Here is a 26,375-nt window from a genome sequence, read left to right as displayed (position 1 = left end):
CGCAGATCCGACCGAAGGGGCGAGGAGCAATCCGCGGACCAACCAGGTCGCGTGGAGCGGACACGTCCGCTGCAGCGCGATCCTCGCCGATCGGACGGCCCACGACGCGCGCCAAGGATTCCGGAGACCGCCATTGACGGGCCGTGAGGAGCGGGAGTAGAAGAGGGTGATTCGTCTGTTCGTGCCGGCTGGAACGGACGACCTCCAGGCGCTGTATCGCCAACCGGCACTTCCGCCAGGGGCGGTGACCCCGGGCTCACGTCACACATTCGTCCTGCCCAGGGGAAGAGCCCATGATCGATCTCACGACGTCGCCACGCCATGCCTGGCGGCTGACCGTTCTCGTCTCGTGCGTCCTGTTGTTGGTCGCCTCCGGTGGTGTCTGGGGTGGCGCCACTGCCGCACCGGCGGCTCGACCGTCCATCGCGGCGCACACCGCCGTACGCGGTCAGGTGCGGCTGGTCGCGACGACGACTCCACACCAAGCTCGTTCCGCGGCGGCGAGTCAGGGCGCCAAGGTGCGCATCGCGCCACTGCTGCGTCCGCACCGTCGGACCACATCGGCATCGGCCACGCGGCGCCTCTCCGCGCCGCACGCCACGGGGCATGCCCGTCAACTCCTTCAGGGCGCTCTCCCGCCGTCCGTCGAGTTCGACGGTGTCGACGCGATCCAGAGCAAGGCGGTCGCGGGGTACGACGTCGAGCCGCCGGACGAGGGCCTGGGCGCCGGCAACGGCTACGTGGTCAACTTCGTGAATCTGGCCGGTGCGATCTACCGCACCGACGGAAGCGCTGTGACCGCACCGTTCTTCCTAAACACGTTCTTCGCCGAGTCCGCCAAGGCCAACACGAGTGACCCCCGGGTCTACTACGACCCGACGAGCCGCACCTGGTTCGCCACGATGGTGGAGTACGGACTCACCAGCGACGGCTCCGCCGTCACCGAGTCGCACGTCGACCTCGCCGTCAGCCGCACCGCCAATCCGGCCGGTGCCTGGCACATCTACCGGATCCCCACGAGCAACCTCAACCACGCGGGATGCCCCTGTCTTGCGGATTACCCGATCCTGGGCGTCAGCCGGTCGAACGTCTACCTGTCCACCAATGAGTTCACCTCCAACGAGCAGGGATTCAACGGAGCGCAGCTGTACGTGCTGTCCAAGTCGCAGCTGGTCGCCGGCCGCGCCACGGTCAACACCGCCACCTTCCAGAACCTGGCAGCCGGCGGGACTCTCGGGTACCACGTCCAGCCCGCCAACACGGTCGCGAACGCACCGGCCGAATTCCTGCTCAGCTCGCTCGACCCCAACAGCACCTTCGACAACCGGTTGGCCGTCTGGGCGGTCACCAACGAATCCTCGGTCACCACAGGACACGGGACGCCGTCCCTGACCGTGCGGATCATCGAATCGGAGGCGTACGGCTTGCCGCCGAACGCGCAGACACCTCCCGGGTTCTGCAACGGGAGCGCCTGCGGCGCGGGCCTTCCCACCACCGGCGTCCTGGCGACCGACTTCGATGCCATGCAGGAGACCCAGTACATCAACGGTCGACTCGTCGGAGCGCTCAACACCGGTATCACCGTCGCCGGCGACACGACGGCACGATCGGGTGTCGCCTGGTTCGTCATCAAGCCGACAGTGAACGGCGCGACCCTCGGGAGCAGCACCCGCGTGACCCGCCAGGGGTACGTGTCCACGAGCGGTGAGTACCTGCTCTATCCCCACGTGAACATGACGTCGAACGGCGCCATGGCACTGGTCTTCGGGCTGGGTGGACCGGGCACCTACCCGTCCGCGGCCTACGCGACGGCGCGCGCCGGCCGCGACTTCGGCCCCATCCAGATCGCTGCTGCGGGCACCGGACCCGACAACGGGCTCACCGGCACCGCGAAGTTCGGCGGGGTCGGCCGATGGGGCGACTACTCCAACGGCGAGATCATCCCGGGGACCAACCGGGTCTGGCTGGCCACCCAGTACATCCCAAATACCGGTGACGGGAACGCCAACTGGGGGAACGCCATCTTCCAATTGCGCCTGCCCTGACCTCGACGGCTCTTCCCACCGGGCGCCGCAGTGCCCGGCGGGAAGCCGGGGTGATCGCGGCGAACAGGCTGATGAACCACGGGTCCGCGGCGGGTCCTCTCGTCAGTCGCGTGCCGCGCCCGGGTCCGTCAGCACGTCGCGCCAGGAGTGCTGCGGGTCGAAGCCCAACAGCTCCCGTGCCTTGTCGATGGCATAGAACGTCTCGTCGCGGCCCATCTCCCGCCGCACCGGCACCCCGTCGTAGAAGCGGTCCCGGACCTCCTGGGTCGTCGCGGCGACCGACATATCGGCATTGGCGACGTTAAAGACCTCGTAGCCCAACCCATCGGTCTCCAGACAGCGTTGCACCATCTGCCCCAGATCGCGGGTGTCGATGTAGGCGAAGACGTTCCGGCGCCGCAGCGAGGGGTCGGTGAGGAACGGCGGGAACAGCTCGGCGTACTCGTAGGGCTCGATGACGTTGTTGATCCGCAGTCCGTAGATGTCCGCCCCGGTGCGGGCGTGGAACGAGCGGGCCGTCACTTCGCTGGCGACCTTCGACATGGCGTAGGAATCCTCGGGCACCGTCGGGTGCTCCTCGTCGACGGGCACGTAGAGCGGGCGCCGCTCGCCCTGTGCGAAGCAGATCCCGTACGTCGTCTCGGACGACGCGAAGATGATCTTGCGCACGCCGAGCCGGGTCGCCGCCTCCAGCACGTTGTAAGTGCTCAGCACGTTCGTCGCGTAGGTCGCAGCGTCCGGCCGCAGCAGGATCCGTGGGATCGCCGCGAAGTGCACGACGGCGTCGTAGCTCGGTTTCGCGGGCAGGTCCAGGTCCTCCATGGCCGGCATTCCCGCGAGAGCCGAGTAGGTCTCCCCCGCGTCCGTGAGGTCGACCCGGAGGTCCGTCACTCCCGGATGATCCAGGGGGGCGAGATCGGCGTTGGTGACCTGGTGGCCCTGCTCGGCGAGGTACGGCGCGACGTGCTTGCCGGCCTTGCCGCTGCCACCGGTGAAGAAGATACGCATGCCTCTTCATACCCCGAGCGCCTCAGCGTGATTCCCCCGCGGTCATCGAGCGGTGTCCCGCTCCCCCCATCCGCCGGACCGGCGCGCGTGGTCGAGGTGCCGCAGCACGGCCGCGACTCGGCGATCGGTCTGCTCGGTGGGCGCCAGGTCCAGTTTCGCGAAGATGCTGCGGATGTGCTTGTGCACGGCGCCCTCGGTCACGACGAGGCGATCCGCGATGGCGCTGTTTCCCAGGCCTTCGGCCATGAGCGCCAACACCTCCGTCTCGCGCGGGGTCAGCCGGTCCAGACCGGCGTCCGGTCGCGTCGTCGTGAGCAGCTGAGCCACCACCTCGGGATCGATGGCTGTGCCCCCGTCCGCGACCCGGTGCAAAGCGTCGAGGAAGCTCTCCACCCGGCCCACACGTTCCTTGAGCAGGTAGCCGAGGCCGGCCGCACCCGCGATCATCAGATCGGTGGCCAAGGCCTGCTCCACGTAGGCCGACAGCACCAGGACACCGAGCCCGGGCTGCCGCCGTCGAGCCTCGACGGCGGCGACGATGCCCTCGTCGGTGTGGGTGGGCGGCATCCGTACGTCGACCAGGGCCACGTCCGGGTGGTGCGCCGCCACAGCTTCGAGCAACGACGGGACGTCCTGGGCCGTCGCCACGACGTCCAGCGATTCGGCGCGAAGTAAGGCCGCCAGACCCTCCCGCAGGAGCGAGTCGTCCTCGGCGATCACGATCCGCACGGCAGATCCACCTCAAGTCGAGTCGGTCCGCCGGGGGGACTCGAGATGCGCATGGTGCCGTCCAGCGCCTGGGCGCGGCGCCGGATGCCGGTGAGCCCGGATCCGCTCCCGCCCTCCGCGCCACCCCTGCCATCGTCTTCGACGGTGACACTGAGATGTTCGATACCACTTCGCACCGCTACCACGATCTGCGTCGCGCCGCTGTGCCGCGCGGCGTTCGTCAGCGCCTCGGCGACCGCGAAGTAGGCCGTCGCCTCGGTCGCCGCGGCACACCGCGTCCGCAGATCGATCTGCAGACGACACGGGATCGGGCTGGCAGCGGCCAGTCCGTCGAGCGCCCCCGCAGGCCTCGATCGGTGAGCACTGGCGGCAGGATCGTGCGAGCGACCGACCTCAGCTCCGCTAACGCCGCCTCGGTCGCGGTCTGTGCCCGCTCGATCGTCTCCAGGGCGGTCGCCGGAACGCGCAGGACCGCCTGCCGGACCCCGCCGAGTAACACGTTCACGGCGACCAGCCGGTTCTGTGTGCCGTCGTGCAGCGCACGCTCGATGCGACGTAGCTCGACGGCGTGCGCATCCAGCGCCGCGGCGCGGGTCGCGGTGAGCTCGGCGATCCGGATCGACATGTCTCCCTGGTCCGGCGGCGCAAGCAGGAGCCTTCCGGCGACAGCCTGCAGCCAGGCGAGGGCGGGTGCGACGAGCAGGATCGCTACGACCAGTACGCATCCCAGTGCGGTCACCACCAGAGCGTGCGATCGGTCGTCCAACACCCAGCTCACACCGTCGGCCCATGCCGGGATCGGCTGTCCCACAGCCAGATCCAGCCAGAGCGGGAAGGTCAGTGCTCCGAGCGCGGCGATAGGCAGAGCCAGCCCGATGATCCCGAGTGCCACATCGACCGTGCCGTGCAATGCCGACCAGGCCAGCTCGCGCCGGGCTGTGGGGTCCACCAGGTGATCACGTGGAGCCGGTACCGGCGCGGCCGGCGACACGATCGGGTCACCCCAGCGGGTCAGCCGCAGCCGCTCGCGATCCGCGAGTGGCCGCACGGCGCGCAGGCAGACCGGCAGCACCAGAAAGCCGATCCCCACCACGCAAAGGATCCAGCTCGCGACGAGGGCTGCGAGCAGCAGCATGGCGAGTGTCCCCGTGCACAGACCTCCGAAGAGCTGCTTGAAGGAGACCACCGCCGGCCGGACGAAGTGGGGCCGCGTCTTCGGACCGGCGCCCGGGGTATCGGTGCCGGGCGTGCCGGCGAGACCTGTCGTCGCGTCCACCGACTCAATCCCCTCGCGGTCATTCGCGGCCGCGCGCCGCGAAGCTTCATCGTTCCAGCCCGGCTGCCTCCGAGGCAGTACAGCCTGCTGCACCATCGACCGGCCCGCAGGCGGGATCGCCTGGCACCACGATCCTCGGAAACGTAGTGGTCATCCGCACATTCGATGAAGGAGCGACCATGACCGGCGATCACACACCATCGACCCAGACCGACCCCACCGAGGAGCACCCGCGACGTACGCCGCGCTGGATGCGCAGCCGGAGGGCAGGTGTCGCGGGGATCACCGCGATCGCGCTGGTCGGAGGCTGGGCGGTGTCCAGCACGCCGGCAGCGCGAGCGTCGTACGAGCGGGCTGATGCCGTAAACCATCAGCTGGACCGGACCAGCGCGAGCCTGGACCGGTTGACGGCGGACCATCACGGAGTAGGAGGCGTCAGGAACACGGCTCCGAGGGACGCCGCGTTCCAGCGCTCACTGAACGTGTTGGTCACCCAGGACGGGATCCCGGGCGTCGAGGCGTTCGTGCGGCAGTCCGACGGGAAGGTGCGCAGCTACACCGCAGGCGTGGGGAACCTCGCTACTCGGACGCCCGTGCCCGCAGACGGTGAAGTGCGCATCGCGTCCAACACCAAGACCTTCACGGCGACGGCCGTCCTGCAGCTGGTCGGCGAGGGGCGGATCGGCCTGGACAAGCCCATCGAGACCTACCTCCCAGGCCTCGTACGCGGGAAGGGCATCGACGGCCGCCGCATCACGGTGCGCAATCTGCTGCAGCAGACCTCGGGTCTGCCCGACTACGACACCCTCGTGGCCTCCAAGGGCCTGCTCGCGGTGCAGCACACCTACTTCGAACCGCGACAGCAGTTGGACGCGGCCCTCACCGCCCCCGCGGAGTTCAAGCCGGGGGCCAGCTGGGCCTACAGCAACACGAACTACCTGCTGGCTGGTCTGATCGTGCAGCGGGTGACCGGCCGCCCGATCGGAGAGGTGATCACCCAGCGGGTCATCGACCGCCTCGGGCTGCGCCACACCTACTGGCCGAACACGGGGGTGCAGACGATCCGCGGACGGCACGCGCAGGCCTACTTCAGCGCCAAGCCCGGAGCCGACCCGGTCAACGTGACCGTGCTGGACCCCTCCCTCGGGTGGGCCGCGGGGCAGCTGGTCTCCACACCGAGTGATCTGTCGACGTTCAACCGGGCCCTCCTCGACGGCCGCCTGCTGGCGCCGGCCCAGCAGCGGGAGCTGCTGAGCACCGTCGCAGCGCCCGGGTTCGAACCGGAGAAGGGGTGGTCCTACGGCCTGGGTTTCGCCGAGCGCACGCTGTCCTGCGGGGTGCAGGCGTGGGGCCACGGGGGCGACATCACCGGCTTCGAGACGCGCAACCTGACTACCCGGGACGGGCGCAGCGTGGTGGTCGCGACGACCGCGCTGCCGACCAAGATCGAGGGGCTGGTCCACGTGAACGCAGCTGTGCAGCAGGCGATCTGCGACGTGCGGTGACCTTCGCTCCTCCAGTCGGGGGCGGCGTGGTCGACTACTTCGCGTCGCCCCGGGTACGTGGGGCGCAACCGGTCGTGAGGCTTCGCGCGCTGACTGTATTGGGGCCTGAGTTAGGCACCAGTGAAGATCTCGCGGACTTCTTTGAGCGCGTAGTAGACCAGGACGTACCCGGCGACCGGATCTGCCCACCAGAACCCCACCAGGAGATTCAGCAGCAACCCGAGAAGCACAGCGGTCGCAAGCAGCCCGTCGACGAATGTGACTCGGCCCTCGGTCCTCAGCACAGGGTTGCCCAGAGCCGCGCCCGTGCGGGTCTTGCCCGCCGCGAGAACGAACATGACAACCGCGGTCACTCCCGTCCAGATGATGCCCAGTGGCGAGTGATGCGGGTGATACCCGATGACCAGCACCCACGTGGACTGCACCAGGAGATAGACCGCGAGAGCACCGAAGGCACCGCCGATGAGACGCATCGCGAGACGCTGACGCGTTTCACCGCTGCCGGCCAGTTCCCAGATCACGACGGTCGACGCGCCGATCTCAATCACCGAGTCCAGCCCGAAGCCCGCGAGAGCCACCGAACCGGCAGCGATCGCGACAACCGCGAGTACGACAGTCCCCACGACATTCCACGCCAGCGTCACGTACTCCAGCCAGAAGCCTCGACGAAGGAGCGCCCCCCGACCGGAGGCATCAACAGCAGTCACGACCGAAGTATCGCCGCCGCGGTGGTCAGCTTCCAGACAGCACCTGTGGGTCATCACCTTGCCCTGCGTTAGCAAGGCAAGCGGGCCGGGAGGGCATGAGCCCGGGTATGAGGTCCCAGGTGACCCCGGCGTTGGTGACGGTGGCGGTGAGCAGGTCGCGGTGGACGATGGTGTGGTGGCGTGCGCACAGCAGCGCCGCGTTGGTCAGGGTTGTCTCTCCGCCGGCCCACCAGGGCCTCACATGGTGGGCGTCGCACCAGTCCGGTGGCCTGTCGCAGCCGGGGAAGGTGCAGTGCTGATCTCGGTGGATGATCGCGGTGCGCAAACCGCCGGTGAAGAGGCGTTTGGCCCTGCCGACGTCGAGGGGTTCGGACTCCCCACCGAGGACGACGGGGATCAGGTCGGCGTCGCACGCCAGCCGGCGCAGAGTGCCCGCGTCGAGGTAGTCCCCGTCGGTGGTGTGTCCGATCCCGGGCAGGTACGTCGGTGCGGATTCGGTGTCTTGTGAACCGAATTGGTCGAGTCGGCCAGCGTCGCGGAGACCTTCGTACAAGGTCGCGTAGTCCATGGTGACCAGGAGCTTCGCGGTCCCACCGAATTCCCCGACCGGCCGCGGTGCAGTGCCGTCCAGGACCCCGGCTGCGGTGTCGACCAGCCGCACCAGGGCGTCCGCGCGGCGCTTCGCAGGCGTGCGCAGGTCTCGCTCGGGAACGGTTTCGAGCGGAGCATGAGCGTCGCCGCTGATCGGGCTGGGGTCGGTGCCGGTCGGGCAGGGCTGCGGTGTGGGTGCGGACAGGGCGCGCAGAGCGTGCTTCACCACCGCCGCGTGCCCGGCGGAAAGTTCGGCGACGAACCGGGTCAACCCGGAAGGTAGGTCGGCCCAGTACACCGATTCGCACTCCTGCTGACGTTCTTCGTCCCGTACGAGGCGTTCGGGGGCGTACTCCCCCAGGATCCGGGTGCTGAGCTCCCGCAACGTCCGTGGCCCGTGGTCGGACAGCGACAGGTAGCGACCGAGCAGGTCGTCCCGGTCCGCGGAGGGTAGTTGCGGCAGGATCAGCGGTACCTGCCGCAACGCGGCCGCCGCGACCGGGACGGTCGCGGACCCGGCAGCCAACGCCTCCGCCACGACCTGGTTGCTCGGGTCGGCACACTCCACACCCACCGCCCCGACCCGCCGCACCACGACCGGGTCGACACCCGCCGCGTGCTGGGCGACCCACGCCGGAGCCCCGGTCGCGGTCGAGTTCGCCACGGTCCCCCGACCCAGCGCGTCCGCGGTCGCCAACGCAGCGACGTTTTCTCCCCGTGTTCCGATCTGCAGCATCGACCCGACGACCTCGCCCAGCTCGGTCTCATCCAACTGGTACAACGCAGCGGGCCACTCATCTAACGCGCCGCTGAACTCCCTCAGCAGCGACACCAGCCGGGTGCCCGCCCCGGGCGCCGCAGGCACCCGCGTGTCGGTCGTCGACTGCGCCATGACCCCTCCCGCGATCGCTACTTCCACCTCTTCCCTCCACTCTGAATCATACGTGTGTTCGATACGCTTGACAAGAGCTCATGACACGAAAGTTATTGTGAATGTTGATGATTCGAGCCCGGTTATCCACATCTCCCTCCACGCGGTGGGGGGTTTATGGGTTATCCACACTTCGCACTGAACACTTGGTTCCGACGCTGACGGCGTTCGCGTTCGTTGACGGTGTTCGAACGCCGTCAACGAACGCGAACGCCGTCAGCCTCAGGTGTCGTGCTCAGAGCTGGCCGGCCTCGGCGAACCGGTAGAAGACCCGACCGACGGGCTGCACACCCATCAGCAGCCAGACCGCGTTCTCCAGGTCGCGCGCCCGGGACAGGTCGCCGACGCGTACCGGGTCGTAACCGGCGTCTCGGATCAGCTGCTCGGTGACGTCGCGGGCGTCGTCGTCGGCGACGTACCAGTTGCTCGGCCGGACCCGCTGCTCGCGGATCTTGTCGAGCATCATCCCGAAGTTCATGTTGAAGCTCTTGGCCACCGGCCCGCGGGTGAAGGACTGGACCTCGTGGGCGTACGACGGGAAGTCGCCGTGCCTTGCGGGCAGCACGTTCGTGGCGTCGATGGCGGTCTTGCCCTCGAGCCCGGTCACCGCGGACAGGGCCTCCGAGATCTTGTCGCCGGGGACCGCGACCAGGACGACGTCGGCGCCGGACGCATCGCCGCCATCCCTGCCCAGCTCGGTGACCTCGTGACCCGCCGTGCGCCAGAGGGCGGCGAGCCCTCCGCCGATCATCCCTCTGCCGATCGTGACGATCTTCATGATTCAGGTACCTCTCTCGTAGTGGTGCATCTGATGACGTCGGTCGACCGCGGATGAGCGGTCACGAACGCACGCCTGCGGCGATATTGCGAACGATCTCGAGGCCCTCCGGCGGGGATACGACGGGCCAGTAGCCGAGCTCTGCGACCGCCTTGTCGGTGCGCAAGGTGCACGGCTGCCCGAGGAACCACCGCACGGGGACGGGTACGTCGCGGCGGGCGGTCTCGGCGTCCACGTCGGGGATCGCCGAGTCGACGCCGTGGATCGCGAACAGGGTCTCGAAGAAGTCGCGCAGGACCACGCGGTGACGATCGGTGATGAAGTACGCCTGCCCGGGTCGCCCGTGCTCCCAGCCGAGCAGCAGTCCTTCGACGGCGTTGTCGACGTACGTGACGTCGGTCAGGTGCCGCCCGCCGTCGATCCACGCGAACCGCCCCGCCTTCGCAGCCGCCACGAGGCCATCGGTCAGGATGCTCCCCGGACCCCACACGAACCGCGGCCGGATCGAGACCGTCGTGAAGCCGGGCGCGTTCGCATCGATCACGATCCGCTCGGCGACGGCCTTCGCTGCGCAGTACGCGGCGGCCGAATCCGGCCGCAGGGGCGCGGTCTCGTCGACATCGACGAGCGGCTCCCCGGCGAGCAGCGCGGCCTCGCTTCCGCAGCGCACGAACGTCGGTGTGCGCGCGTGCCGGGCAGCGTCCACAGCGGCCTGGGTACCGCGGACCGTGCTCGCCTCGTGGCGTTCACGGTCGGCGGTGACGTCCGTCTCCGCGGCCAGATGGAAGATCACGTCACTGCCCGCCGCCGCGTCCTGCCAGGTCGTGGCGTCGGTCAGCTCGGCGCGCACGGGCTCGGCACCCAGAGCGCGCACCCGGTCGGCGGATTCCGCGCTGCGCACCAGCGCACGGACCGTATGCCCGTCCTTCAGCAGACGGCGGATCAATACCTGCCCGATGAATCCGGATCCGCCAGTTACGAATGCCTGGCTCATGTGGACTCCTGTGTCGAGGTGGGCGTTCCGCGAGGTCGCGGTCAGCGCGTCAGTAGCTGCAGCGATCGCCTGCCCGCCGTTCTTCCCTCGAATCCATTGATGTCTCGACGTACAGCGATAGATTCTCCGAATGGCTTCGCTCCGCGCCCTCGAATGCCTGGTCGCCGTGGCCGACACCGGGTCCATCACGCAAGCCGCCCTGCTGCTGCACTCATCGCAACCCGCGGTCTCGCACCAGCTGGCCTCGCTCGAGCGCGAGGCCCGAGTCGCGCTGCTACGTCGCGAAGCCCGCGGGACGGTGCTGACGCCGGCCGGCCGCGCCGCCGTCGCGGACGCGAGACGAGCCGTCGGCGCGGCCGAGGCCGCCGTACGGACGGCCCGCTCCGTGGGCGAGGCCGCCGGCGGATCGTTGCGGCTCGCCTGCGCCCAGAGCCTGGTGACGGTGCTCGCTCCCGTGCTCCGCAGGTGGCACCGCCGTCACTCCGAGGTGGCGATCAGCCTGCGCGAGTCGACGGCGGTCGACGAGATGCTCGGCTTCCTCGATTCCGGGGAGGCCGACGTCCTGCTGATCCCCGCGGCGGTCGTGCCACAGCGCTACCGGATCTTCGTCGTGGCCGACGAGGAGATCGTCCTGGTCGCGCCGAGCGATCACCCTCTGGCCGCCAGGCCCGCAATCCCCCTGCGGGAACTGGACGGGGTGGGTCTGGTCCACTTCGCCGTCGAGAACAACCTCAGCGCCTGGCTCGACCACTCGCTCGCCGAGGCGGGCGTCCGCCCCGAGATCGTCATGCGGACAGCTGTCACCTCGGCGGCCCCGCTCCTCGCGGCGGCAGGCCTCGGTGTCGCCGTCTGTCCTGTCAGCGCGGTCGGCCCGGGCTCCCCCGGCGCGGTCAGGTCCTTCTCGCCACGGTGGGTCCGGCAGCTCGCCGCCGTCGCTTCGGGCGACCCCGACCCGTTGGCCGCACGCTTCATCGCCGACCTGCGCAACACCGGCGTACGCGTGCCGCGTGACGTGCGATCCCAGCTCATGCCAGGTGGATCCGGGGACTGAGACGTCTGCCGCGTCGGACGATCGATCGGGAAGAGCGGGATCCTCAGCCCGTCCAGCGGGTGTGGAACGTCTCGGCGACCGGGAGGCCGTCCGGCGTCGCCAGCGTGCCGTGTTCGAGGGCCAGACCGCCGACGTTCTGCGTGGTCGTGAACGCACCTTCGAGCCACAGGTCCGGGTCGGCGGCAAGAGTGCGATGCAGGTGCACGGTGTAGTCGACGCTGATGCCTCCGGCCGGGGGCGCCAGCCGACGGAACGGCGACGGCGGGAACCAGTCCCCCATGGCGACGAGCCAGCGAGCATCGATCGGACGCGCCTCGAGGGGTCGGATATGCCCCGCGATGCGCGCCTCGGCCGCGGGCTCGGACGTCGGGACCGTCGCGGGATCGATCCGGAACTCGGCCTGACCGAAGTGCGCGATGGACGGCGGCGGCTCGAACGGGAGGCAGCGATCGATCGGAGCGGGTCGGTCGTGCGTCATCGGCATCGTCCAACCGGTCGCGTCGACGGGGTTGAGCAGGGTGATGCGGCTGACGGCCACGAGGCGGCCCGCCTGATGGACCGATGCGGACAGGGTGTTGAACGACCGACCGGCGCGCAGGACCTCGAGGACCACCTCCGCCTCGCCCACGGCGGCCGGGCGCAGGAAGGAGGTGCTCACGGTGCGCACCACCCGGTCCGGGAGCATGAGCTCGGCCGTGTGCACCATCAGCGACGCGACGTACCCGCCGTGCACGCCGATCAGCGAGGACCAGGTCTCGTCGAGGGTCGCGGTGAACGACGTCGTCACCGCGTTCGCCTCGGCGGCGGGTGACGGATGAACGCGCGTGGTCCGGTCGAAGTCGGTCACGCCGCGTCCCCTGCAACGGGCACGGCGTTCGTCGTGACGGCCCTGCGCGAGGGCGTGATGCCAACGGAGACGAGAGCGCCCGCCACCCCGATCCCGGCGATGGTCAGCCAGGCGAGACGGAACACGTGGTGTGCGTGCGCGAGACCGATCGGGCTGCCGAGGATGGCGACCAGGATGGACACCCCGAGCACGGTGCCGATCTGTCGGTTCATGTTGATCACCGCGCTCCCGGTGGCCGTGCGCTGCGGCGGCAGGTCCGACGTACCGGAGGACAGGATCGTCGGTAGGGCGAAGCCGACTCCCCCACCGATCAGGAGCTGTCCGGGCAGCATCTGCATGACCCAATGTGGATGCACTCCCACCGAGAACGCGATGAAGACGTAGCCGGCGGCGAGCATCAGGCAGCCGAGTGCGGCGATCAGGCCCGCCGGCACACCGCGCCGGGCCAGCCGGTTCGAGATGAGAGCGGTCACCTGCACCATCGCCGGACCGGGCGCGATCGCGAGGCCGGACCGGACCGGACCGTAACCCCACACCTGCTGGAACCACAGAATGGTCGACAGCAGGCCCGCTCCGAAGGCGACGCTGAAGACCAGGGACGAGATGTTGGACCAGGCGAAGGTGCGCACTGCCAGCATCGCCGGCTCGACGACGGGCGCGGGGTGCCGCGCGGTCCGGTAGGCGAAGAAGGCGATTCCGACTGCGGCGACGACGAACCCGGCGACGTCACGGGCGTCCGACCACCCCCAGGCCGGCCCCTTCACGACGCTGAGCGCCAGCGCACCGATGGCCATGGCGAGGACGCCGGCCCCCAGCAGATCAGGCGTTCGTTCGACGCTCGCATCGCGGGAATCCGGGACCCAGCGGACGGTGCTGATGATCGCGACGATCGCGATCGGCACGTTGACGACGAACACCCACTGCCATGCGGCCTGCACCAGCAGACCGCCGACCACCGGACCGATGGCGGCGGCGAGTGCGCCCGTCGCGGCCCAGATGCGTACGGCGCGCGCCCTCCGGTCCGGCGGGGTGGAGCGCAGAAGCAGCGACAGGCTGGTAGGCGTGAGGGCCGCCGCACCGGTCGCCTGGAGAACGCGGAACGCGACCAGCCACCACAGACCGGGGCTGAGCGCGCAGGCAGCACTCGCCAGTGCGAAGAGGGCGAGCCCGGCGAGGAAGCCCTCCTTGCGGCCGTACCGGTCGGCGAGCCGGCCGAGCGGCACCAGCAGTGCGGCGTACGCGATGGCGTAGCCGTTGAGGATCCAGCTCAGGTCCGACAGCGACGCACCGTGGAAGTCGCGCCCGATCGAATCGAAGGCGACGTTGACGATGAACAGGTCGAGACTTGCCATGAACGCCGCTGCCGAGAGCACGAGGAGGATCCGACCTTGCCGGTCCCTCGGAGTCTGCTGATCGTCCTGCGACATGGACCGGTCGTCCTTACGGGTTGCTGGCACGTCTGGAGCCTGCCACCTAACTATGCAATTCACAAGCCAGGTTAGGATGGAGACATGGCATTCGCCCTTTCAGGCGTCATGAGGCGCCGCGCCCGCACCTCACCGGGTGACCGTTGCCCCATCGACCGCACCATGCAGGTCGTGGGCACCCGGTCCGCGATCCTGTTGATGCGCGAGGCGCTCTTCGGGACGTTCAAGTTCGACGACTTCGTCGCCCGCACCGGGCTGACCGAGGCGGTCGTCGCGTCCCGCCTGCGCGCTCTCGTCGTCGCCGATCTCCTGGTCCGGGAGCCGTACCAGGAACCGGGTCAGCGCACCCGGCACGGTTACACGCTCACCGACAGCGGGCGAGACCTGATGCCGGCGGTCCTCTCACTCGGGCAGTGGGGAGCCAAGCACGCGCCGGGGACCATTGCTCGCCAGTTCTCGCACGCCGACTGCGGCGAGCCCGTGCGGGCCGTCGTCGAGTGCGCCGCCCACCATCGCCTTGCGGTCGAGGAGATCACCGTCGAGTGATCTCGGGCGCCGTCTGCTCCCTCCGACCGGCGGGTACGTTGACCGCGTGGCATGTCCGCCGCGGCAGGCGTCGGCGGCGAGAGAGGTGACCGGGTGTGAGCGCACGGTTGGAGGAGCTGGCCTACAGCGAGACTCCGCGCGGCACGATCAGCCTGCGCCGCCGGAGGGAGCCGACGCTCGACGTCGACGTCTACGAGGTGAAGCTCGACGAGGAGTTCCTCATGTCGAGCCTGTTCACCGTCGCCGAGATCGAGCTCGCCCGGCTCGGACTCGCGCAGACCGTCAGTGCCGAGCTGGACATCGTGGTCGGCGGCCTCGGTCTCGGCTACACCGCGCGCGCCGCGCTGGAGGACTCCCGGGTGCGCTCGATGATCGTCGTCGACGCGATGGCCGAGGTCATCGACTGGCACGAACGAGCGCTCCTGCCCGGCGCCCAGGAACTCGTGAGCGACCCGCGCGCCCGGCTGGTGATGGCCGACTTCTTCGCGATGGCCGCGTCCGACGACGGCTTCGACCCGGGCGCCGCCGACCGCCGCTTCGACGCCGTACTGCTCGACATCGACCACACGCCGCGGCACGTGCTGCACCCTGACCACGCGGCGTTCTACAGCCTCGACGGGTTGCGCCGACTCGCCGGGCATCTGAAGCCCGGCGGGGTCTTCGCACTCTGGTCCGACGACCCACCGGACGACGACTTCGACGCGTTGCTGGCACAGGTCTTCGACTTCTCGAAGGCGCACGTCGTCACGTTCGCGAACTTCCTCACCGGCGGCGAGTCGGCGAACACGGTGTACGTCGCGCGCTGACCGGGACGAGGACGCGTCAGCAGCAGACCTCAGCGGCACCACAGGTCTAGCCTGACGGAACGCCCGAACGAACGGAGGACGCACGGTGACCGTGAGCGAGAAGGACACCGCGACGGGCGAAAAGGCGCGCGGGCACTTCACCCCTGCGTTGTGGCTGGCGGCGATCGCCTCGGCGATCTCGTCCTTCCTCTACGGCTACGACACCGGCATCATCTCCGCCGCCCTGCTGCAGATCCGTAAGGACTTCCACACCGGCCACAGTTCCGAGCAGGTGATCGCCGGCAGCATCCTCTTCGGTGCGGTGCTCGGCGCCCTCGCCTGCAGCCGACTCTCGGAGCAGCGCGGCCGGCGCGGCACCATCCTCATGCTCGCCTGCATCTTCATCGTGGGTGCTCTCGCATGCTCCCTCTCCCCCAGCGCGGCGTTGCTGTGCGTCTCGCGCGTCATCCTCGGCTTCGCCGTCGGCGGTGCCACCCAGACCGTCCCGATGTACGTCGCCGAGCTCGCCCCGGCCGCGCGCCGCGGCCAGCTGGTCCTCACCTTCCAGGTCGGCATCGGCACCGGCATCCTGGTCTCGACCATCGTCGGCGCGACGGAGAGCCTCAGCTGGCGCGTCTCGATCGGACTCGCCGTCGTGCCGGCGACGATCCTGCTGCTCACCGTGCTGCGGTTGCCGGAGAGCCCGCGATGGCTGGTGGCGCAGGATCGAGCGGACGACGCCCGAAAGTCGTTGTCGCTCATGCGCCCTCGCGATGCGTCACTGGATGCGGAGATCGACGAGATCACGCAGAACGTGACCCAGGAGCTCGATGTCAGTGCCAAGCAGCGGGGGTGGTCGGGGCTGCGGCAGGCGTGGGTGCGGCCCGCCGTCATCGTGGGCTGCGGCATCGCGATGTTCACGCAGCTGAGCGGCATCGAGATGATCATCTACTACGCGCCGACCATCCTCACCGATGCCGGTTTCACGACCAGCACCGCGCTCCGCGTGAGCGTCGGCCTGGCAGTGACCTACCTGGTGATGATGCTGATCGGCCTCAACATCATCGACCGCGTCGGCCGACGCCGACTCACCCTCGTCATGGTGCCGGGGACTGCAGCAGCGCTCTTCGTGCTCGGCTCACTCTTCGTGACCGGTCACAGCGGGCGGCACGACATCCCGTTCATCATCACCTGCCTGATCGTCTTCATGTTCTTCAACGCCGGTGGACTGCAACTCATGGGCTGGCTGACCGAGTCGGAGATCTACCCGTTGGCGGTGCGCGGTGCCGGATCGAGCCTGCAGGCGGCCGTGCTGTGGACCACCAACCTGGTCATCACGCTGACGGTGCTCACCATCATCGACGCCGTCGGTGTCGGACAGACGATGTGGCTCTACGCCCTCTTCAACGTCGCCGCCTGGATCTTCGTCTTCGTCAAGATGCCGGAGCTCACCGGCCGGTCCCTGGAACAGATTGAGCACGCCCTGCGCGACGGCCATTTCAGTCCGCGCGAGTTCGCTCGGGCCACGCGCGACGAGGCGACCTGACCGCCCGGCCGGCGATGCGCCGGCGCGTCACGCGTCGACCGGGCTACCGGCCCGCCGTACCTTCATCCACCCCGCCACCAGAGGAGAGCACGTGAACATCGTCGTCGGATACATCCCCAGCCCTGAGGGTCTGGCCGCCATCGACCACGCCATGGCCATGGCGAAGCTCGGCGACGAGCGAATCGTCGTCCTCAACTGCGGCACCCGCGGCAACGACGCCGACAAGAGCTTCGCCGAGGCCGCGGACTGGGACGCCGTCGACCAGAAGCTCACGTCGATGGGGCTCATCCACGAGATGCGCCAGCCCGCGCAGGCCCGGACGCCCGCCGACGAGATCCTCGGGGCCGCCGCCGACATCGATGCGGATCTCATCGTGATCGGCATCCGCCGCCGGTCGCCCGTGGGCAAGTTGATTGCAGGCAGCACGTCGCAGCAGGTCCTGCTGGAGGCCGAGTGCGCCGTCCTCGCCGTCAAGCAACCGCCCACCGCTAGCTGACCGCGGGGCCTCGACGGCGCCCTGGATCCTGCCGCCCCGCGGGTCCGTCGGGATCGGGCAGCGGTCCGGCTGGCAGCGCGACGCGCGGCCGGACTCCCGGTGAAGGGAGTCCGGCCGCGCGCCGCGCTGCGAAGGTCAGACGGGCAGCGAGGGCAGCACCTCCTTCGCAAGGGTCTGCGCCGACGCGGCCAGGTCGTGGAAGTCATAGCTCACGTGCACCATGTCCTCGGTGCCCTGGAACACCACGTCCGCGTCGAGGGTCACCGAGCCGCCCGACGTCGCGTCCAGGGTGCCGGTGAAGGACGCCGACTTCACGTTGAGCAGGCCGTCCAGCCCGTGTTCGGCGATGTACGCGCTGACCGCCGCGACGTCGCCGATGCTCGCATTCAGCTGGGTCAGCCCGGCGTTCGCCGCCTGGAGCGCCAGGGTGGCGGCCCCGAGCTGCTGCTGGAATCCGTCGACCGCCTGGCTCGCCGCCGTGACGGCCGCGCCGGTCGCCTGCTGTGCGGCGGCCAGGGCGGTCTGAGCGACCTGCAGCGCCTGCTGCGCGGCAGCCTCTCCACCCTGCAGCGCCAGGATCCGCGGGTCCTGATCGACCGGGTAGGTCGCCTGGGCGGCCTGCGCCGTGTTGACGGCCTGCTGTGCGGTCTGCAGGACGCCGTTCGCTGCAGCCAGCGAGCCGCGCAGACCCTGGATCGACACCTCGAGCCCGGCGACCTGGGTGCCGCGCCATCCGACTTCGGCGCCCAGTTCGGTCCAACCCCAGGCCTTGTCGTACCAGGCCAGGTTGTTGTACCAGTTGTTCCACCAGTTGATCTCTCCGTTGAGCTGGTCGATCTGCCCCTGCTGAGCGTTGACCTGGCCGTTGAGCGCGCCGGCCGCGCTCTGCGCCGCTGCCAACTGCTGCTGCAGGTTGCTCAACTGGGCGGCCGCGGAATTGCGCTCGGCCTGGATCTGGGCCCGCGTCGTCGCGATCTGCGCGTCGACCGCTCCCAGGGCCTGCTGGGCCTGGGTGACCTGCGCGGATGCTCCCTGGATCTGGTTCTGGGCGTCGGCCTGCTTGCTCGCCAGGTCGGCCTGCGCCGACTGCACCGACGCGGTGAACCGCTGCACGTCCGCCTGGGCGGCGGTGACGCCCTGCTGGGCGACAGCGATGCGCGACTGAGCATCGGCGCCCGCCTGCTGCAGCACCGCGGCCGCACGCCGGGCCAGATCCGAGAGGAAGTCCTGCTGGAGGTCGGCGTGCACCATGAAGCCCGCGCCGGACTGCAGATTGCCGCCGTAACTGTGCACGTTCGCAGAGAACAGCTCGAAGACCCTTCCAGCGCACTGGAAGTCGAAGCCGGAGTCCGACAGCGACACCGACGCGCTCGCAGTCACTCCGAGCAGATCGACCTGACCGTCGAAGGCGATCTTCGGCACCGCGCTGGTCGTCACCTCGATGTCCAGGTCGGGACCGTTCTTCGGGTCCGTGCCCGTGAGGGAGAAGACGTCGGCGATCACGATCGGGGAGAGCGATCCGGTCGCCTTGATCCCGTTCTGCTGGTCGATCTCGACGTCGGCCTGAGCGGTGAATCCGGAGACGTGCAGGGTGCCGCCGACGCGCAGCCCCTGCTGGTAGGTGAGGGCGCCGATCGAGGTGTCCTCCGGGACGTCGTACAGGTTCACGTTCTCCAGGGAGATGCCGGCGAGGGTGCCCTGGACGTCGGTCGGGATGTCGGTCGTGACCTCGGGCGGGCAGAACGTGTCGACGACGTCCATCAAGGACAGGTGGTTGAACGCCACGATGAGGACGCTCTGGGCCGGGTTCGCCGAGTTGAACGAGACGGCCGCCTTGCCCTGGAACGCACCGATGGTGAGGCCGCCGGCGATGCCGATCGACGGGACGCCCTCGAAATCGGATCCGATCTGCAAGGAGACGTCGGTGAGGGCGATTCCCTTGGCGCCGAACGGGTCCTGCCAGGTGCCCTTCATCGTGGCGAAGAAGGAGATGCCGTCGGGGACGACGCTGACCCCACCGATGAATTCCAGCGGGCTGGAGTCGATGGTCACGTCGACCGCACCGGACACCGAGACGGACACGTTCTCCGGGTCGGGGTGCAGCGCGAACTGCGCGTCCTTCAGCACGACGCCGTCGGTGATGGTGATGTCGCCGACTCCCGCGTCGAGTTCGAGATCCGCCAGTGACGGGCCGATCTGGGCCTTCACATCGAGGTGGGCCTCGCCGAGGAACTTGTCGGCGCCGAGCCCGGACAGGTCGAGTTGGCCGTCGAGCAGCACGCCCTCGCTGACACCCGTGCCGGCCACCGGCTGCAGCTCGTCGAACGTGAAGGTGGTGTCGTCGAACGAGGAGACGACGAGGAGTGCGTCGGGCAGGTGGACGGTGTCCAGCCCTGCCAGCGTCGGGGACAGTGAGGAGAACCGGTAGTCGTCGTCCAACTCGATGCCGACGGCGAATCCCCAGGACGTGCTCTTGCGGACGACCGCCTGGACCCGCTTGAAGCCGGGGCCGCTCGCGGCGAACGACAGCTCGGCCTGGTCGACATCGATGGCGAGCACGACGTCGGTGAGGGCCAGCGCGACCAGCTCGGGCGGCAGGTTCAGGGCGCCGACGCTCGTGGCGCCGACCACGTCCTGGATCAGGGCGAACGGCGCGACCGTGTCGATGGTCGCGTGCAGCGTGAGTCCGCCGGGCACGGCATACGTGATCGGGACATCGATCCCGCCCAGGTGCACGGTCCCGGACACAGACCCGGTGGATCCGGTCTCCGTGCGGCCGAACGCCACCGCGATCGCCCCGACAGAGATCCCGCTGGGGCCCACGGGGAGGGTCCATTGTGTCGGGGACGTGGCCGTGAAGGAGACGTCCGAGCCGTCCAGGGTGGCGTCCAGCGCACAGGCGGAGAGGGCGAGGTCCGGCAGGCTGCTCGGCACGGCGAGCCCGTACGCCGTGGCGACCGCGGTCACGTCCAGGGTCGCCCCGTCGGCGAGGCCGGCGTGCAGTTTCCACGCCGCCGCACCGGTCGCGGCAGCGTCGCGCGAGATGGTCACGGCGACGCCTGCGCCGGCGAAGGTGGCGCTGCCGGTGACGGCGACCCCGGTCCCGTCGGCGGTGCGGGTGAGCGCGACGCTGACCGCGAAGTCGTCCAGCTCGACGCCTCCGGGTGCCCACGAGGGGACGGCGTCGACGGTGAGTGCGCAGCCGACGAGTCGGTGCCCGGCCAGGTCGACGCTCACGGCGACGCTCGCGATCGCGGCCGACGACACGGCCTGCGCGAGTGCGGACGGGAGCGAGGCGAGGGGGTCTGCCGACCCGGCGTCCGCGATGAGCGCGCCCAGCGTGAGCTGCGAGAGGTCGGCCTGCACCTGGGCGGGTGAGCCGTCCGCGGGGGGCGTCACCTGGACCGAGACGCTGTCCGGTCCGACGGTCAGGGTGCCGGTGTCTCCCTGCACCTGCAGGGAGAGCCAGGAGACTCCGGGCAGCGTGTAGGCGGGGGCGGGCGCCGTCGGCAAGGGGGTGGCAACCGGGGCGGGCGTGGTGGTGGTCATTGCTGGATTCCATTCCGGGAGAAACGCCCTGCCGATCTGGCTGGGCTGATGGAATCCACGATCCGCTCAAGCGGCGTTCGAGCCGATGGTGCCGGCAGGCGTCTCCGGCAAGGGGTGCGCGCCTCCCGTCATGGGGGTGTGGGCACCCCTAGAGCCCACCCTCCGCGAGGAACATCAGCGCGGCGCGCACCCGCGGGTGCTGTCGGGTGTCGCCGGTCAGACCGAGCTTGGCGAAGATCGAATTGATGTGTTTCTCGACAGCGTGCTGGCTGAGCACCAGTTCGGCGGCGACAGCGGCGTTGGTGTGCCCTTGCGCGATGGCCGCGAGCACCTCGCGTTCCCGTGCCGTCAGCCGGGCGAGTCCTGCGTCGTCCGCGCTGGAGCGCACCTGGACCAGCACTTCCACGACCTTGGGGTCGATCGCCGTTCCGCCGGAGGCCACCGCCTCGATCGCGGAGGTCAGGTCGGCGATCGAGGCGACCCGCTCCTTCAGCAGGTAGCCACGACGTTCGGTGCCCTGGCGCAGGAGGATCTTGACGTAGGCGGCCTCGGCGTACTGGCTGAGCATCAGCACACCCATCCGCGGATGGGCGCGGCGGCAGTGGTCTGCGATCCGTATCCCCTCGTCGCTGTGATCTGGGGGCATCCGGATGTCGGTCAGGACGACGTCCGGCACGTGGGCGGTGATGGCCTCGAGCGCCTGGTCGAGGTCGCCGCACACGGCGACCACCTCCAGGGCATCCGAACCCTCGATCAGGCGTCGGACGCCCTCGCGGACGAGGAAGTTGTCCTCGGCGTACACGAGCCGGATCGGCGTCACGACGGGCCGTCCGTCCGCGTGGGAAGGGTTGCCACGAGGCCGAACCGGTGCTCGCCCCGATCGCTGTCCACGCTGCCACCGAACGCCTCGATGCGGTCGGTCACCACCTCGATCGTGTCCCGCGCGACCCGATCGTCGGCGTGAGCCTCGATACGCAACGACGGTGCTGGGCGATCGGCGACTCCGACACGGATTCCCGACGCCTGGTGCCGCGCGAGGTGCGCAAGCGACGTCACGGCGCAGAAGTACAGACATGCGGCGACACTCGGATCGATGCCGGGGAGTTCGGCGGGAGCGTCGAGGGTTGCGTCCACCTGCGCTCTGGCGAGCCACGACTGCAGCGACGCAGCCAGCCCGACCTCGGTGAGCGTCGGCGGATAGATGCCGCGCGCGACGATGCGCAACTCGTCCAGGGCCAGACCCGCCTCACTCGCGACCGTGCTGAGAGACGCCTCGCGCACACCGGTCGCGCCGCCGTCGAGCGCGGCAAGAGCCGCCGACAAGTGCGTGCCGACCCGGGCCTCGACCTCGGCCCGCATCCGCTGCTGTTCCCTCGCGCGGGCGGTGAGCAGCCGCTCCCGGGAGGCGGTCAACGCGACGGTGAGTCGCTCGAGGTCGCTCTTGCGCTGCCGTAGCTCGACCGTCAGTCGGACAGTCGAGAGCGCTGCCCCGGCCGGGCGGGCCAGCGTGTCGAGCATCCGGCGGTCCCAGGACGAGAGGGCACCCTGTGTCAGGTCGTCTCCTTCGACGGCGATCTCACCCAGTGCCGCACCACTGTGCCGCACCTCGACCGCGGTGCCGTTCAGGATCGTCGCCTCGGTCGGTGGCCACGAGCGCGCCCACGGGTCGCCGTCGGTCAGCCAGAGCCTTACTTCGGCTCGAGGCCGACCCGTGGTGCGGGAGGCGGCTTCGGCAAGGCGCGGTGCGACCTCGTCGACCGGAAGGGTGGCGGCGAGCTGTGCGGTCAGCTCGCGCATCACCTCGTAACCGTCGGCCCGCGCGCCGAGCACGGCCCGGGCAGCAAGGCGGTCGACCGGGTCCTTCAGCAGCCACAGCGCCAGCGCGACGACGACAGTGACACCGACGACCCCGGCGAACGGTGGTGGATCGGCGCCTCCCGTGGCCGCCTCGTACACAAGAGCGGCCGCACCGTAGAGGAGGCCGGCCACGACGAGCCGGCAGACGGCCCGCGTGACGGAGAGTCGCAGCGTCACCGCGCGACCCGTCACGGCCCTCATACGAGCACGTCCGCGGTACGTCGCATCGGCACCCAGCCGCGCAGCTGCGTTCCGCCGTCCGCGCCTCCCACCATGCTGACCTCGCCGCCCAGAGCGTCGAGGCGTGCGGAGAGGGCTGCCAATCCCCCGGCTGCGTCCTGCGCGATCGCCGAGGAGATGCCGGTGCCGTCATCGACGACGGCGAACGACATCTCCTGGTCGGTGCAGCCGACCGAGACGACCACCCGGGTCGCGTGGGCGTACTTGACGACGTTCTGCAGTCCTTCGACGCAGGCGAAGTAGACGGCCGTCTCGGCCTCCGTGGGCAGCGGACTCCGCGTGGGTCCGAGCTCGGCCTCGAGGCCGACCTCGATGCCGGTCCGTCGCGTGAGCCGGGCGGCACGCTCCAGCGCTCCCGCCAGCCCGAGCTGGCGCAGCGCCTCCGGTCGACCGTCGCCGCTGAGCTCGCGAACGTCGCGCTGCGCGGTGAGCAGCACGTCGCGCAGGCCGTCTCGATCCTCGTGTGAGAAGCGGCCCGCGTCGGCACCCGCCCGCGCCCCGATGATCGCAGCGACTAGGGCTTGCTGGGCGCCGTCGTGCAGTGCCCGCTCGAGCGTGTGCCGCTCGGCGTCCTGGGCCACCACGAGTCGGCGCCTGGACTCGGAGATCGCTTCGGCGTGCGCCGCCAGAGCGTCAACCTGTTGTGCCAAAGTGACGGTCAACGTCGCGTTGTGTACCAGCAATCCCGCATGTGCCGCGATCTCGCCACCCACCGTGTCGTCTGCGGCGCCGAGATCCTCGCCCGGCGGACCGTGCACGGCGAGCAGCCCGAGCAGTTCGCCCTGGTGACGGACGGGCCAACCACGCTGCGCACCCACCGCCCCGATGAGTGCTTCTACCGCCGGTTCCCCTGCAGGAAGGGCGATCTCGTCCGACGCCGATCGAGTGGATGCCGCCGAGACCAGCCGCTCCCCGTCGACCAGCCACAGCTCCGCCGAGCCGGCCCGCGTGGCCGCCACGGTTACGGCCACCACATGCTGCAGCTCCGACGCGGGGGTGAGATGCTCCAGCGCACCGGCCAGGCTGCGGATCGCCTCCGCAGGACTCAACACCTGACCGAACACCACTCTGTTCGCCCACCGACGGCCGGCGATCCGCAGAGGTTCGATCAGCACGGCGACGACCGACAGCGCCAGCACGGTCACCCACAGCCCGCCATCCGAGATACGACCGCCGACGGCGACGGCGAGCACGTAGGCGGCGCTGAGTGTCAGGGCCAGCAGGCCGTAGACCAGGACGCGACTGAGAAGACGATCGATGTCCCACAACCGGTAGCGCACGACACCGGCGAACAGCACGACGGGGACGACCGCGAACACGGCGGGGAACAGCCGCTCGATGTCCGTCTGCAACGAGGCCGCGTCGTTCGCAGAACCCGTGAGCGTCGTGGTCGCACGAGCCCCGAGCCAGATGAGGGCCACGGCAAGGGCAGGGAGCAGCGCGACGCCCAGCAGCCGAGCCGTCGCGCGTTCTCCGGAGCCGGTGTCAGGGCTGGTGATTCGCAACGCCTGAGCACTCACCCCGATCAGCGCGACGGCGATGCCGAAGAAGATCAGGAAGAACTGCGGGTGGTCCAGGAAGCTGCTGCGCCAGCACACCAGCGCCACCGCGGCGGTGGAGGCCAGGACGATGGCACGAATCGTCCACGGCGACAGTCGAACAGGTCGCGGGGGCCTGCCGTCCGGGAAGAGGATGACGGCCCACACGTACGCGACCCCGGAGACGATGTGGAAGGTGAAGTGGATGAGCGCGATAGGCCATGGGGAGCCCGTGAGGTGAAACGCACGGTGGCTGGGCAGGTTGAAGGTCGCGGCCGTGCCGAGCAGGGCGAAGGCGAGCAGACGCGGCACCCGCTCGTCCGGCCGCCGCAGGAAGAGCAGCACCCCGAGGGCGAGGTTGAGAGCGCTGAAGAAGTACTCGACACCGGTCTCCAGCGGCGTGGTCTCTTCGAGCGCTATCTTCGCCATGTCCGGGTGGGTGGCATGCACCGGCACGAGGCCGAGGGCCAGCCACACCAGAAGCCCCGACAGGTACAGCGCGAACGCGATCCGCACGGCCAGCCGGTCGACCCTGCGCCCCTCCATACGCCCTCCACCCGGTCGAGAACCTTTCCAGGGTAGGGCAGCCGGGCCGGTGGGACGGCTCGATCCGGGCAAGCAGTGCTCCGCTGCGGATCGGACTTTCCGCACGGAGGATCCACGACCGAACCTCCGTGGCCTGCACCTACGGCTTCCCTTGTTCGGGGGACGGTGAGCGGAGACCGGGTATAGCTTTTATGCGCTCGGAATCGAGGTCGGCGGCGTGGCGCGGACCGCCTCGCATCCTGATGATCGGCAACCTGCCGGTCGAGTCCTGCTGGACCATGCTCACTCGGAGACGACGAGCCATGACGTCGATGGTGTCGAGAGATGCGGGAGGGGCCGATGGCGCTCTTGTGGTGGTCATGGGCGGGCGGAGTGATCGCCTTCGTCGCTGTCGGCGTCGTGGTCGGGGTGGCTGTCCGAGGGACTGCTGGCGGCGTCCTGATCGACACTCGGGGTCTCTACAGCCTCACGCGTATCCAGCTGAGCATGTGGACCATCGCGATCCTCCCGTTGGTGGTGGCTGTGCTCATCGCGCGAAGCGCGCAACGGGGAGTGGATCCTCTCGACTTCACTGTGCCGCCGGAGGTCTTGGCTCTCATGGGTGTCTCGGTGGGGTCGGCAACGGTCTCGACCGCGATCAAGGCTCACAAGAATCGCGCTCGAGCGCCGTACGTGGCTGCAGCACCGGACGGCGGCGCGCGGTTGGTGCAGGCCGTTCTGGTGGAGGAGGGCCCGAGCGCCGACGAGACGGTCGACATCGCCAAGCTGCAAGGCCTGCTCGTCACCGTCGTGCTCGTTGCCGCCTACGTGCTCCTCGCCTGGCACCTGTACTCCGGTCGAGGTGCGCCCGTCATCTCCGGCCCCCGGAAGATCACCACGCTGCCCACTCTGGACAAGAGCTTCGTCACGCTGCTTGCGATCAGCCATGCCGGGTATCTCGGCGTCAAGCTGCCGAACCGAGGCCAAGCAAGCATGGAAGGCACGCCGCGCTACAGCATGAGCGACAGGGCCGCAGAGCTGGCGACCATCCAGAAGAATGCGATCGAGGCGAGGCTCCCGCCTCCCAACGCACGTGAGCGGCTCAGAGCGGTTCGTGCCGCGCGGGCCACCGCAGTCACCGTCGCAGCTGCAACGCCCGCACCACGTGCCGGACTGACGAAGTGACGGACTGGGTCCATCGGAAATCCGCCCAGGCCGAGGGCCGCGATCGCGCTCCGGTCATCGCCGGCGCAGGACCCTCAGGCGGCGAGTCGGGCGTAGACGACGGTGTTGTTGCGGAAGTGGCCGGTCGCGGAGTCGAAACTGCCCCCGCAGGTGATCAGGCGCAGTTCGGGGTCGGTGGTGTTGCCGTAGACGGCCTGGGTCGGGAACGCGTCCTTGGTG

Annotated in this window: 22 protein-coding genes; 8 read left to right on the top strand and 14 right to left on the bottom strand. The window is 69.6% G+C overall.

Going from position 1 to position 26,375, the window contains the following annotated elements; translation table 11 throughout:
- Window positions 1-293 precede the first annotated feature (293 nt).
- Window positions 294-2,045, top strand: coding sequence for a hypothetical protein (locus tag J4030_RS16125; protein WP_208050264.1), 1,752 nt, complete (start codon window positions 294-296; stop codon window positions 2,043-2,045).
- Between the two features lie 102 nt (window positions 2,046-2,147).
- Here J4030_RS16125 and J4030_RS16120 read toward each other — a convergent pair whose 3' ends face one another.
- From J4030_RS16120 to J4030_RS16110, 4 genes are read right to left on the bottom strand one after another with little or no spacing between them, the layout of a single operon-like run.
- Window positions 2,148-3,053: an NAD(P)-dependent oxidoreductase gene (locus tag J4030_RS16120; protein ID WP_208050263.1), complete on the bottom strand. Its 906-nt coding sequence runs from the start codon at window positions 3,051-3,053 to the stop codon at window positions 2,148-2,150.
- Window positions 3,054-3,095: 42 nt separating this feature from the next.
- Window positions 3,096-3,782, bottom strand: coding sequence for a response regulator transcription factor (locus J4030_RS16115; RefSeq protein ID WP_208050262.1), 687 nt, complete (start codon window positions 3,780-3,782; stop codon window positions 3,096-3,098).
- On the bottom strand, window positions 3,770-3,970 hold the full coding sequence (locus tag J4030_RS18695) for an ATP-binding protein (protein ID WP_374222006.1): 201 nt from the start codon (window positions 3,968-3,970) through the stop codon (window positions 3,770-3,772). Before J4030_RS18695 ends, J4030_RS16115 begins: the two co-directional genes overlap by 13 nt.
- Before the next feature lie 32 nt (window positions 3,971-4,002).
- Entirely contained in the window at window positions 4,003-5,058 is a 1,056-nt protein-coding gene (locus J4030_RS16110; RefSeq protein WP_208050261.1) for a sensor domain-containing protein, read from the bottom strand.
- 179 nt (window positions 5,059-5,237) lie between these two features.
- On the opposite strand from J4030_RS16110, the gene J4030_RS16105 reads away from it, so the two are divergent.
- Entirely contained in the window at window positions 5,238-6,563 is a 1,326-nt protein-coding gene (locus J4030_RS16105; RefSeq protein WP_208050260.1) for a serine hydrolase, read from the top strand.
- A gap of 110 nt (window positions 6,564-6,673) precedes the next feature.
- Here J4030_RS16105 and J4030_RS16100 read toward each other — a convergent pair whose 3' ends face one another.
- The 4 genes from J4030_RS16100 to J4030_RS16085 form a co-directional block, all read right to left on the bottom strand.
- Window positions 6,674-7,270 carry a cation transporter gene (locus J4030_RS16100; RefSeq protein WP_307864744.1) on the bottom strand — a complete coding sequence of 199 codons (597 nt, stop codon included), beginning with the start codon at window positions 7,268-7,270 and terminating at the stop codon, window positions 6,674-6,676.
- Window positions 7,271-7,295: 25 nt separating this feature from the next.
- Window positions 7,296-8,753: an HNH endonuclease signature motif containing protein gene (locus J4030_RS16095; protein WP_208050258.1), complete on the bottom strand. Its 1,458-nt coding sequence runs from the start codon at window positions 8,751-8,753 to the stop codon at window positions 7,296-7,298.
- Between the two features lie 274 nt (window positions 8,754-9,027).
- Window positions 9,028-9,570 carry an NADPH-dependent F420 reductase gene (locus tag J4030_RS16090; protein WP_208050257.1) on the bottom strand — a complete coding sequence of 181 codons (543 nt, stop codon included), beginning with the start codon at window positions 9,568-9,570 and terminating at the stop codon, window positions 9,028-9,030.
- A gap of 61 nt (window positions 9,571-9,631) precedes the next feature.
- A complete protein-coding gene (locus J4030_RS16085; protein ID WP_208050256.1) occupies window positions 9,632-10,564 on the bottom strand; it encodes an NAD(P)-dependent oxidoreductase in 933 nt (310 codons plus the stop codon).
- Between the two features lie 130 nt (window positions 10,565-10,694).
- Between J4030_RS16085 and J4030_RS16080 the strand changes: the two genes are divergently transcribed.
- Complete coding sequence (locus tag J4030_RS16080; RefSeq protein ID WP_208050255.1) at window positions 10,695-11,615, top strand: LysR family transcriptional regulator; 921 nt, start codon at window positions 10,695-10,697, stop codon at window positions 11,613-11,615.
- A gap of 43 nt (window positions 11,616-11,658) precedes the next feature.
- Here J4030_RS16080 and J4030_RS16075 read toward each other — a convergent pair whose 3' ends face one another.
- Both J4030_RS16075 and J4030_RS16070 read right to left on the bottom strand, forming a co-directional pair.
- Entirely contained in the window at window positions 11,659-12,462 is an 804-nt protein-coding gene (locus tag J4030_RS16075; protein ID WP_208050254.1) for a thioesterase family protein, read from the bottom strand.
- Entirely contained in the window at window positions 12,459-13,919 is a 1,461-nt protein-coding gene (locus tag J4030_RS16070) for an MFS transporter (protein ID WP_208050253.1), read from the bottom strand. Before J4030_RS16070 ends, J4030_RS16075 begins: the two co-directional genes overlap by 4 nt.
- Before the next feature lie 54 nt (window positions 13,920-13,973).
- Here J4030_RS16070 and J4030_RS16065 point away from each other — a divergent pair, with 54 nt between their 5' ends.
- The 4 genes from J4030_RS16065 (at window position 13,974) to J4030_RS18360 (ending at window position 17,262) form a co-directional block, all read left to right on the top strand.
- A complete protein-coding gene (locus J4030_RS16065; RefSeq protein ID WP_208050252.1) occupies window positions 13,974-14,435 on the top strand; it encodes a helix-turn-helix domain-containing protein in 462 nt (153 codons plus the stop codon).
- A gap of 95 nt (window positions 14,436-14,530) precedes the next feature.
- Complete coding sequence (locus tag J4030_RS16060; protein WP_208050251.1) at window positions 14,531-15,241, top strand: spermidine synthase; 711 nt, start codon at window positions 14,531-14,533, stop codon at window positions 15,239-15,241.
- An 85-nt stretch (window positions 15,242-15,326) separates the two neighbouring features.
- Complete coding sequence (locus J4030_RS16055) at window positions 15,327-16,766, top strand: sugar porter family MFS transporter (RefSeq protein WP_208050250.1); 1,440 nt, start codon at window positions 15,327-15,329, stop codon at window positions 16,764-16,766.
- Between the two features lie 91 nt (window positions 16,767-16,857).
- Window positions 16,858-17,262: a universal stress protein gene (locus J4030_RS18360; protein ID WP_208050249.1), complete on the top strand. Its 405-nt coding sequence runs from the start codon at window positions 16,858-16,860 to the stop codon at window positions 17,260-17,262.
- Window positions 17,263-17,397: 135 nt separating this feature from the next.
- Here the strand turns inward: J4030_RS18360 and J4030_RS16045 are convergent, their stop codons facing one another.
- The 4 genes from J4030_RS16045 to J4030_RS16030 form a co-directional block, all read right to left on the bottom strand.
- Window positions 17,398-20,811, bottom strand: a complete 3,414-nt coding sequence (locus J4030_RS16045) for a hypothetical protein (RefSeq protein WP_208050248.1) — start codon at window positions 20,809-20,811, stop codon at window positions 17,398-17,400.
- A gap of 148 nt (window positions 20,812-20,959) precedes the next feature.
- Window positions 20,960-21,631, bottom strand: coding sequence for a response regulator transcription factor (locus tag J4030_RS18595; RefSeq protein WP_307864743.1), 672 nt, complete (start codon window positions 21,629-21,631; stop codon window positions 20,960-20,962).
- Complete coding sequence (locus tag J4030_RS16035) at window positions 21,628-22,869, bottom strand: hypothetical protein (protein ID WP_208050247.1); 1,242 nt, start codon at window positions 22,867-22,869, stop codon at window positions 21,628-21,630. The genes J4030_RS18595 and J4030_RS16035 overlap by 4 nt, the downstream gene beginning before the upstream one ends.
- The gene (locus J4030_RS16030; protein WP_208050246.1) at window positions 22,866-24,992 is read right to left on the bottom strand and encodes a hypothetical protein; all 2,127 of its coding nucleotides are present in this window, start codon (window positions 24,990-24,992) and stop codon (window positions 22,866-22,868) included. The genes J4030_RS16035 and J4030_RS16030 overlap by 4 nt, the downstream gene beginning before the upstream one ends.
- Window positions 24,993-25,316: 324 nt before the next feature.
- Here J4030_RS16030 and J4030_RS16025 point away from each other — a divergent pair, with 324 nt between their 5' ends.
- Complete coding sequence (locus J4030_RS16025) at window positions 25,317-26,156, top strand: hypothetical protein (protein WP_208050245.1); 840 nt, start codon at window positions 25,317-25,319, stop codon at window positions 26,154-26,156.
- Window positions 26,157-26,375: the final 219 nt, after the last annotated feature.

It is taken from the genome of Allobranchiibius sp. CTAmp26, assembly GCF_017565405.1.
Classification (GTDB): Bacteria; Actinomycetota; Actinomycetes; order Actinomycetales; family Dermatophilaceae; genus Allobranchiibius.
Note: the sequence above shows the minus strand (reverse complement) of the source record. Positions and strands in the feature narration are given on the sequence as shown.

Excerpts from the sequence above, each read along its gene's own strand:
- J4030_RS16125 (WP_208050264.1), top strand. The coding sequence starts at position 294 with ATGATCGATCTCACGACGTCGCCACGCCATGCCTGGCGGCTGACCGTT.
- J4030_RS16120 (WP_208050263.1), bottom strand. The coding sequence starts at position 3,053 with ATGCGTATCTTCTTCACCGGTGGCAGCGGCAAGGCCGGCAAGCACGTC.
- J4030_RS16105 (WP_208050260.1), top strand. The coding sequence starts at position 5,238 with ATGACCGGCGATCACACACCATCGACCCAGACCGACCCCACCGAGGAG.
- J4030_RS16095 (WP_208050258.1), bottom strand. The coding sequence starts at position 8,753 with ATGGCGCAGTCGACGACCGACACGCGGGTGCCTGCGGCGCCCGGGGCG.
- J4030_RS16090 (WP_208050257.1), bottom strand. The coding sequence starts at position 9,570 with ATGAAGATCGTCACGATCGGCAGAGGGATGATCGGCGGAGGGCTCGCC.
- J4030_RS16085 (WP_208050256.1), bottom strand. The coding sequence starts at position 10,564 with ATGAGCCAGGCATTCGTAACTGGCGGATCCGGATTCATCGGGCAGGTA.
- J4030_RS16080 (WP_208050255.1), top strand. The coding sequence starts at position 10,695 with ATGGCTTCGCTCCGCGCCCTCGAATGCCTGGTCGCCGTGGCCGACACC.
- J4030_RS16065 (WP_208050252.1), top strand. The coding sequence starts at position 13,974 with ATGGCATTCGCCCTTTCAGGCGTCATGAGGCGCCGCGCCCGCACCTCA.
- J4030_RS16045 (WP_208050248.1), bottom strand. The coding sequence starts at position 20,811 with ATGACCACCACCACGCCCGCCCCGGTTGCCACCCCCTTGCCGACGGCG.
- J4030_RS16035 (WP_208050247.1), bottom strand. The coding sequence starts at position 22,869 with ATGAGGGCCGTGACGGGTCGCGCGGTGACGCTGCGACTCTCCGTCACG.
- J4030_RS16030 (WP_208050246.1), bottom strand. The coding sequence starts at position 24,992 with ATGGAGGGGCGCAGGGTCGACCGGCTGGCCGTGCGGATCGCGTTCGCG.
- J4030_RS16025 (WP_208050245.1), top strand. The coding sequence starts at position 25,317 with ATGCGGGAGGGGCCGATGGCGCTCTTGTGGTGGTCATGGGCGGGCGGA.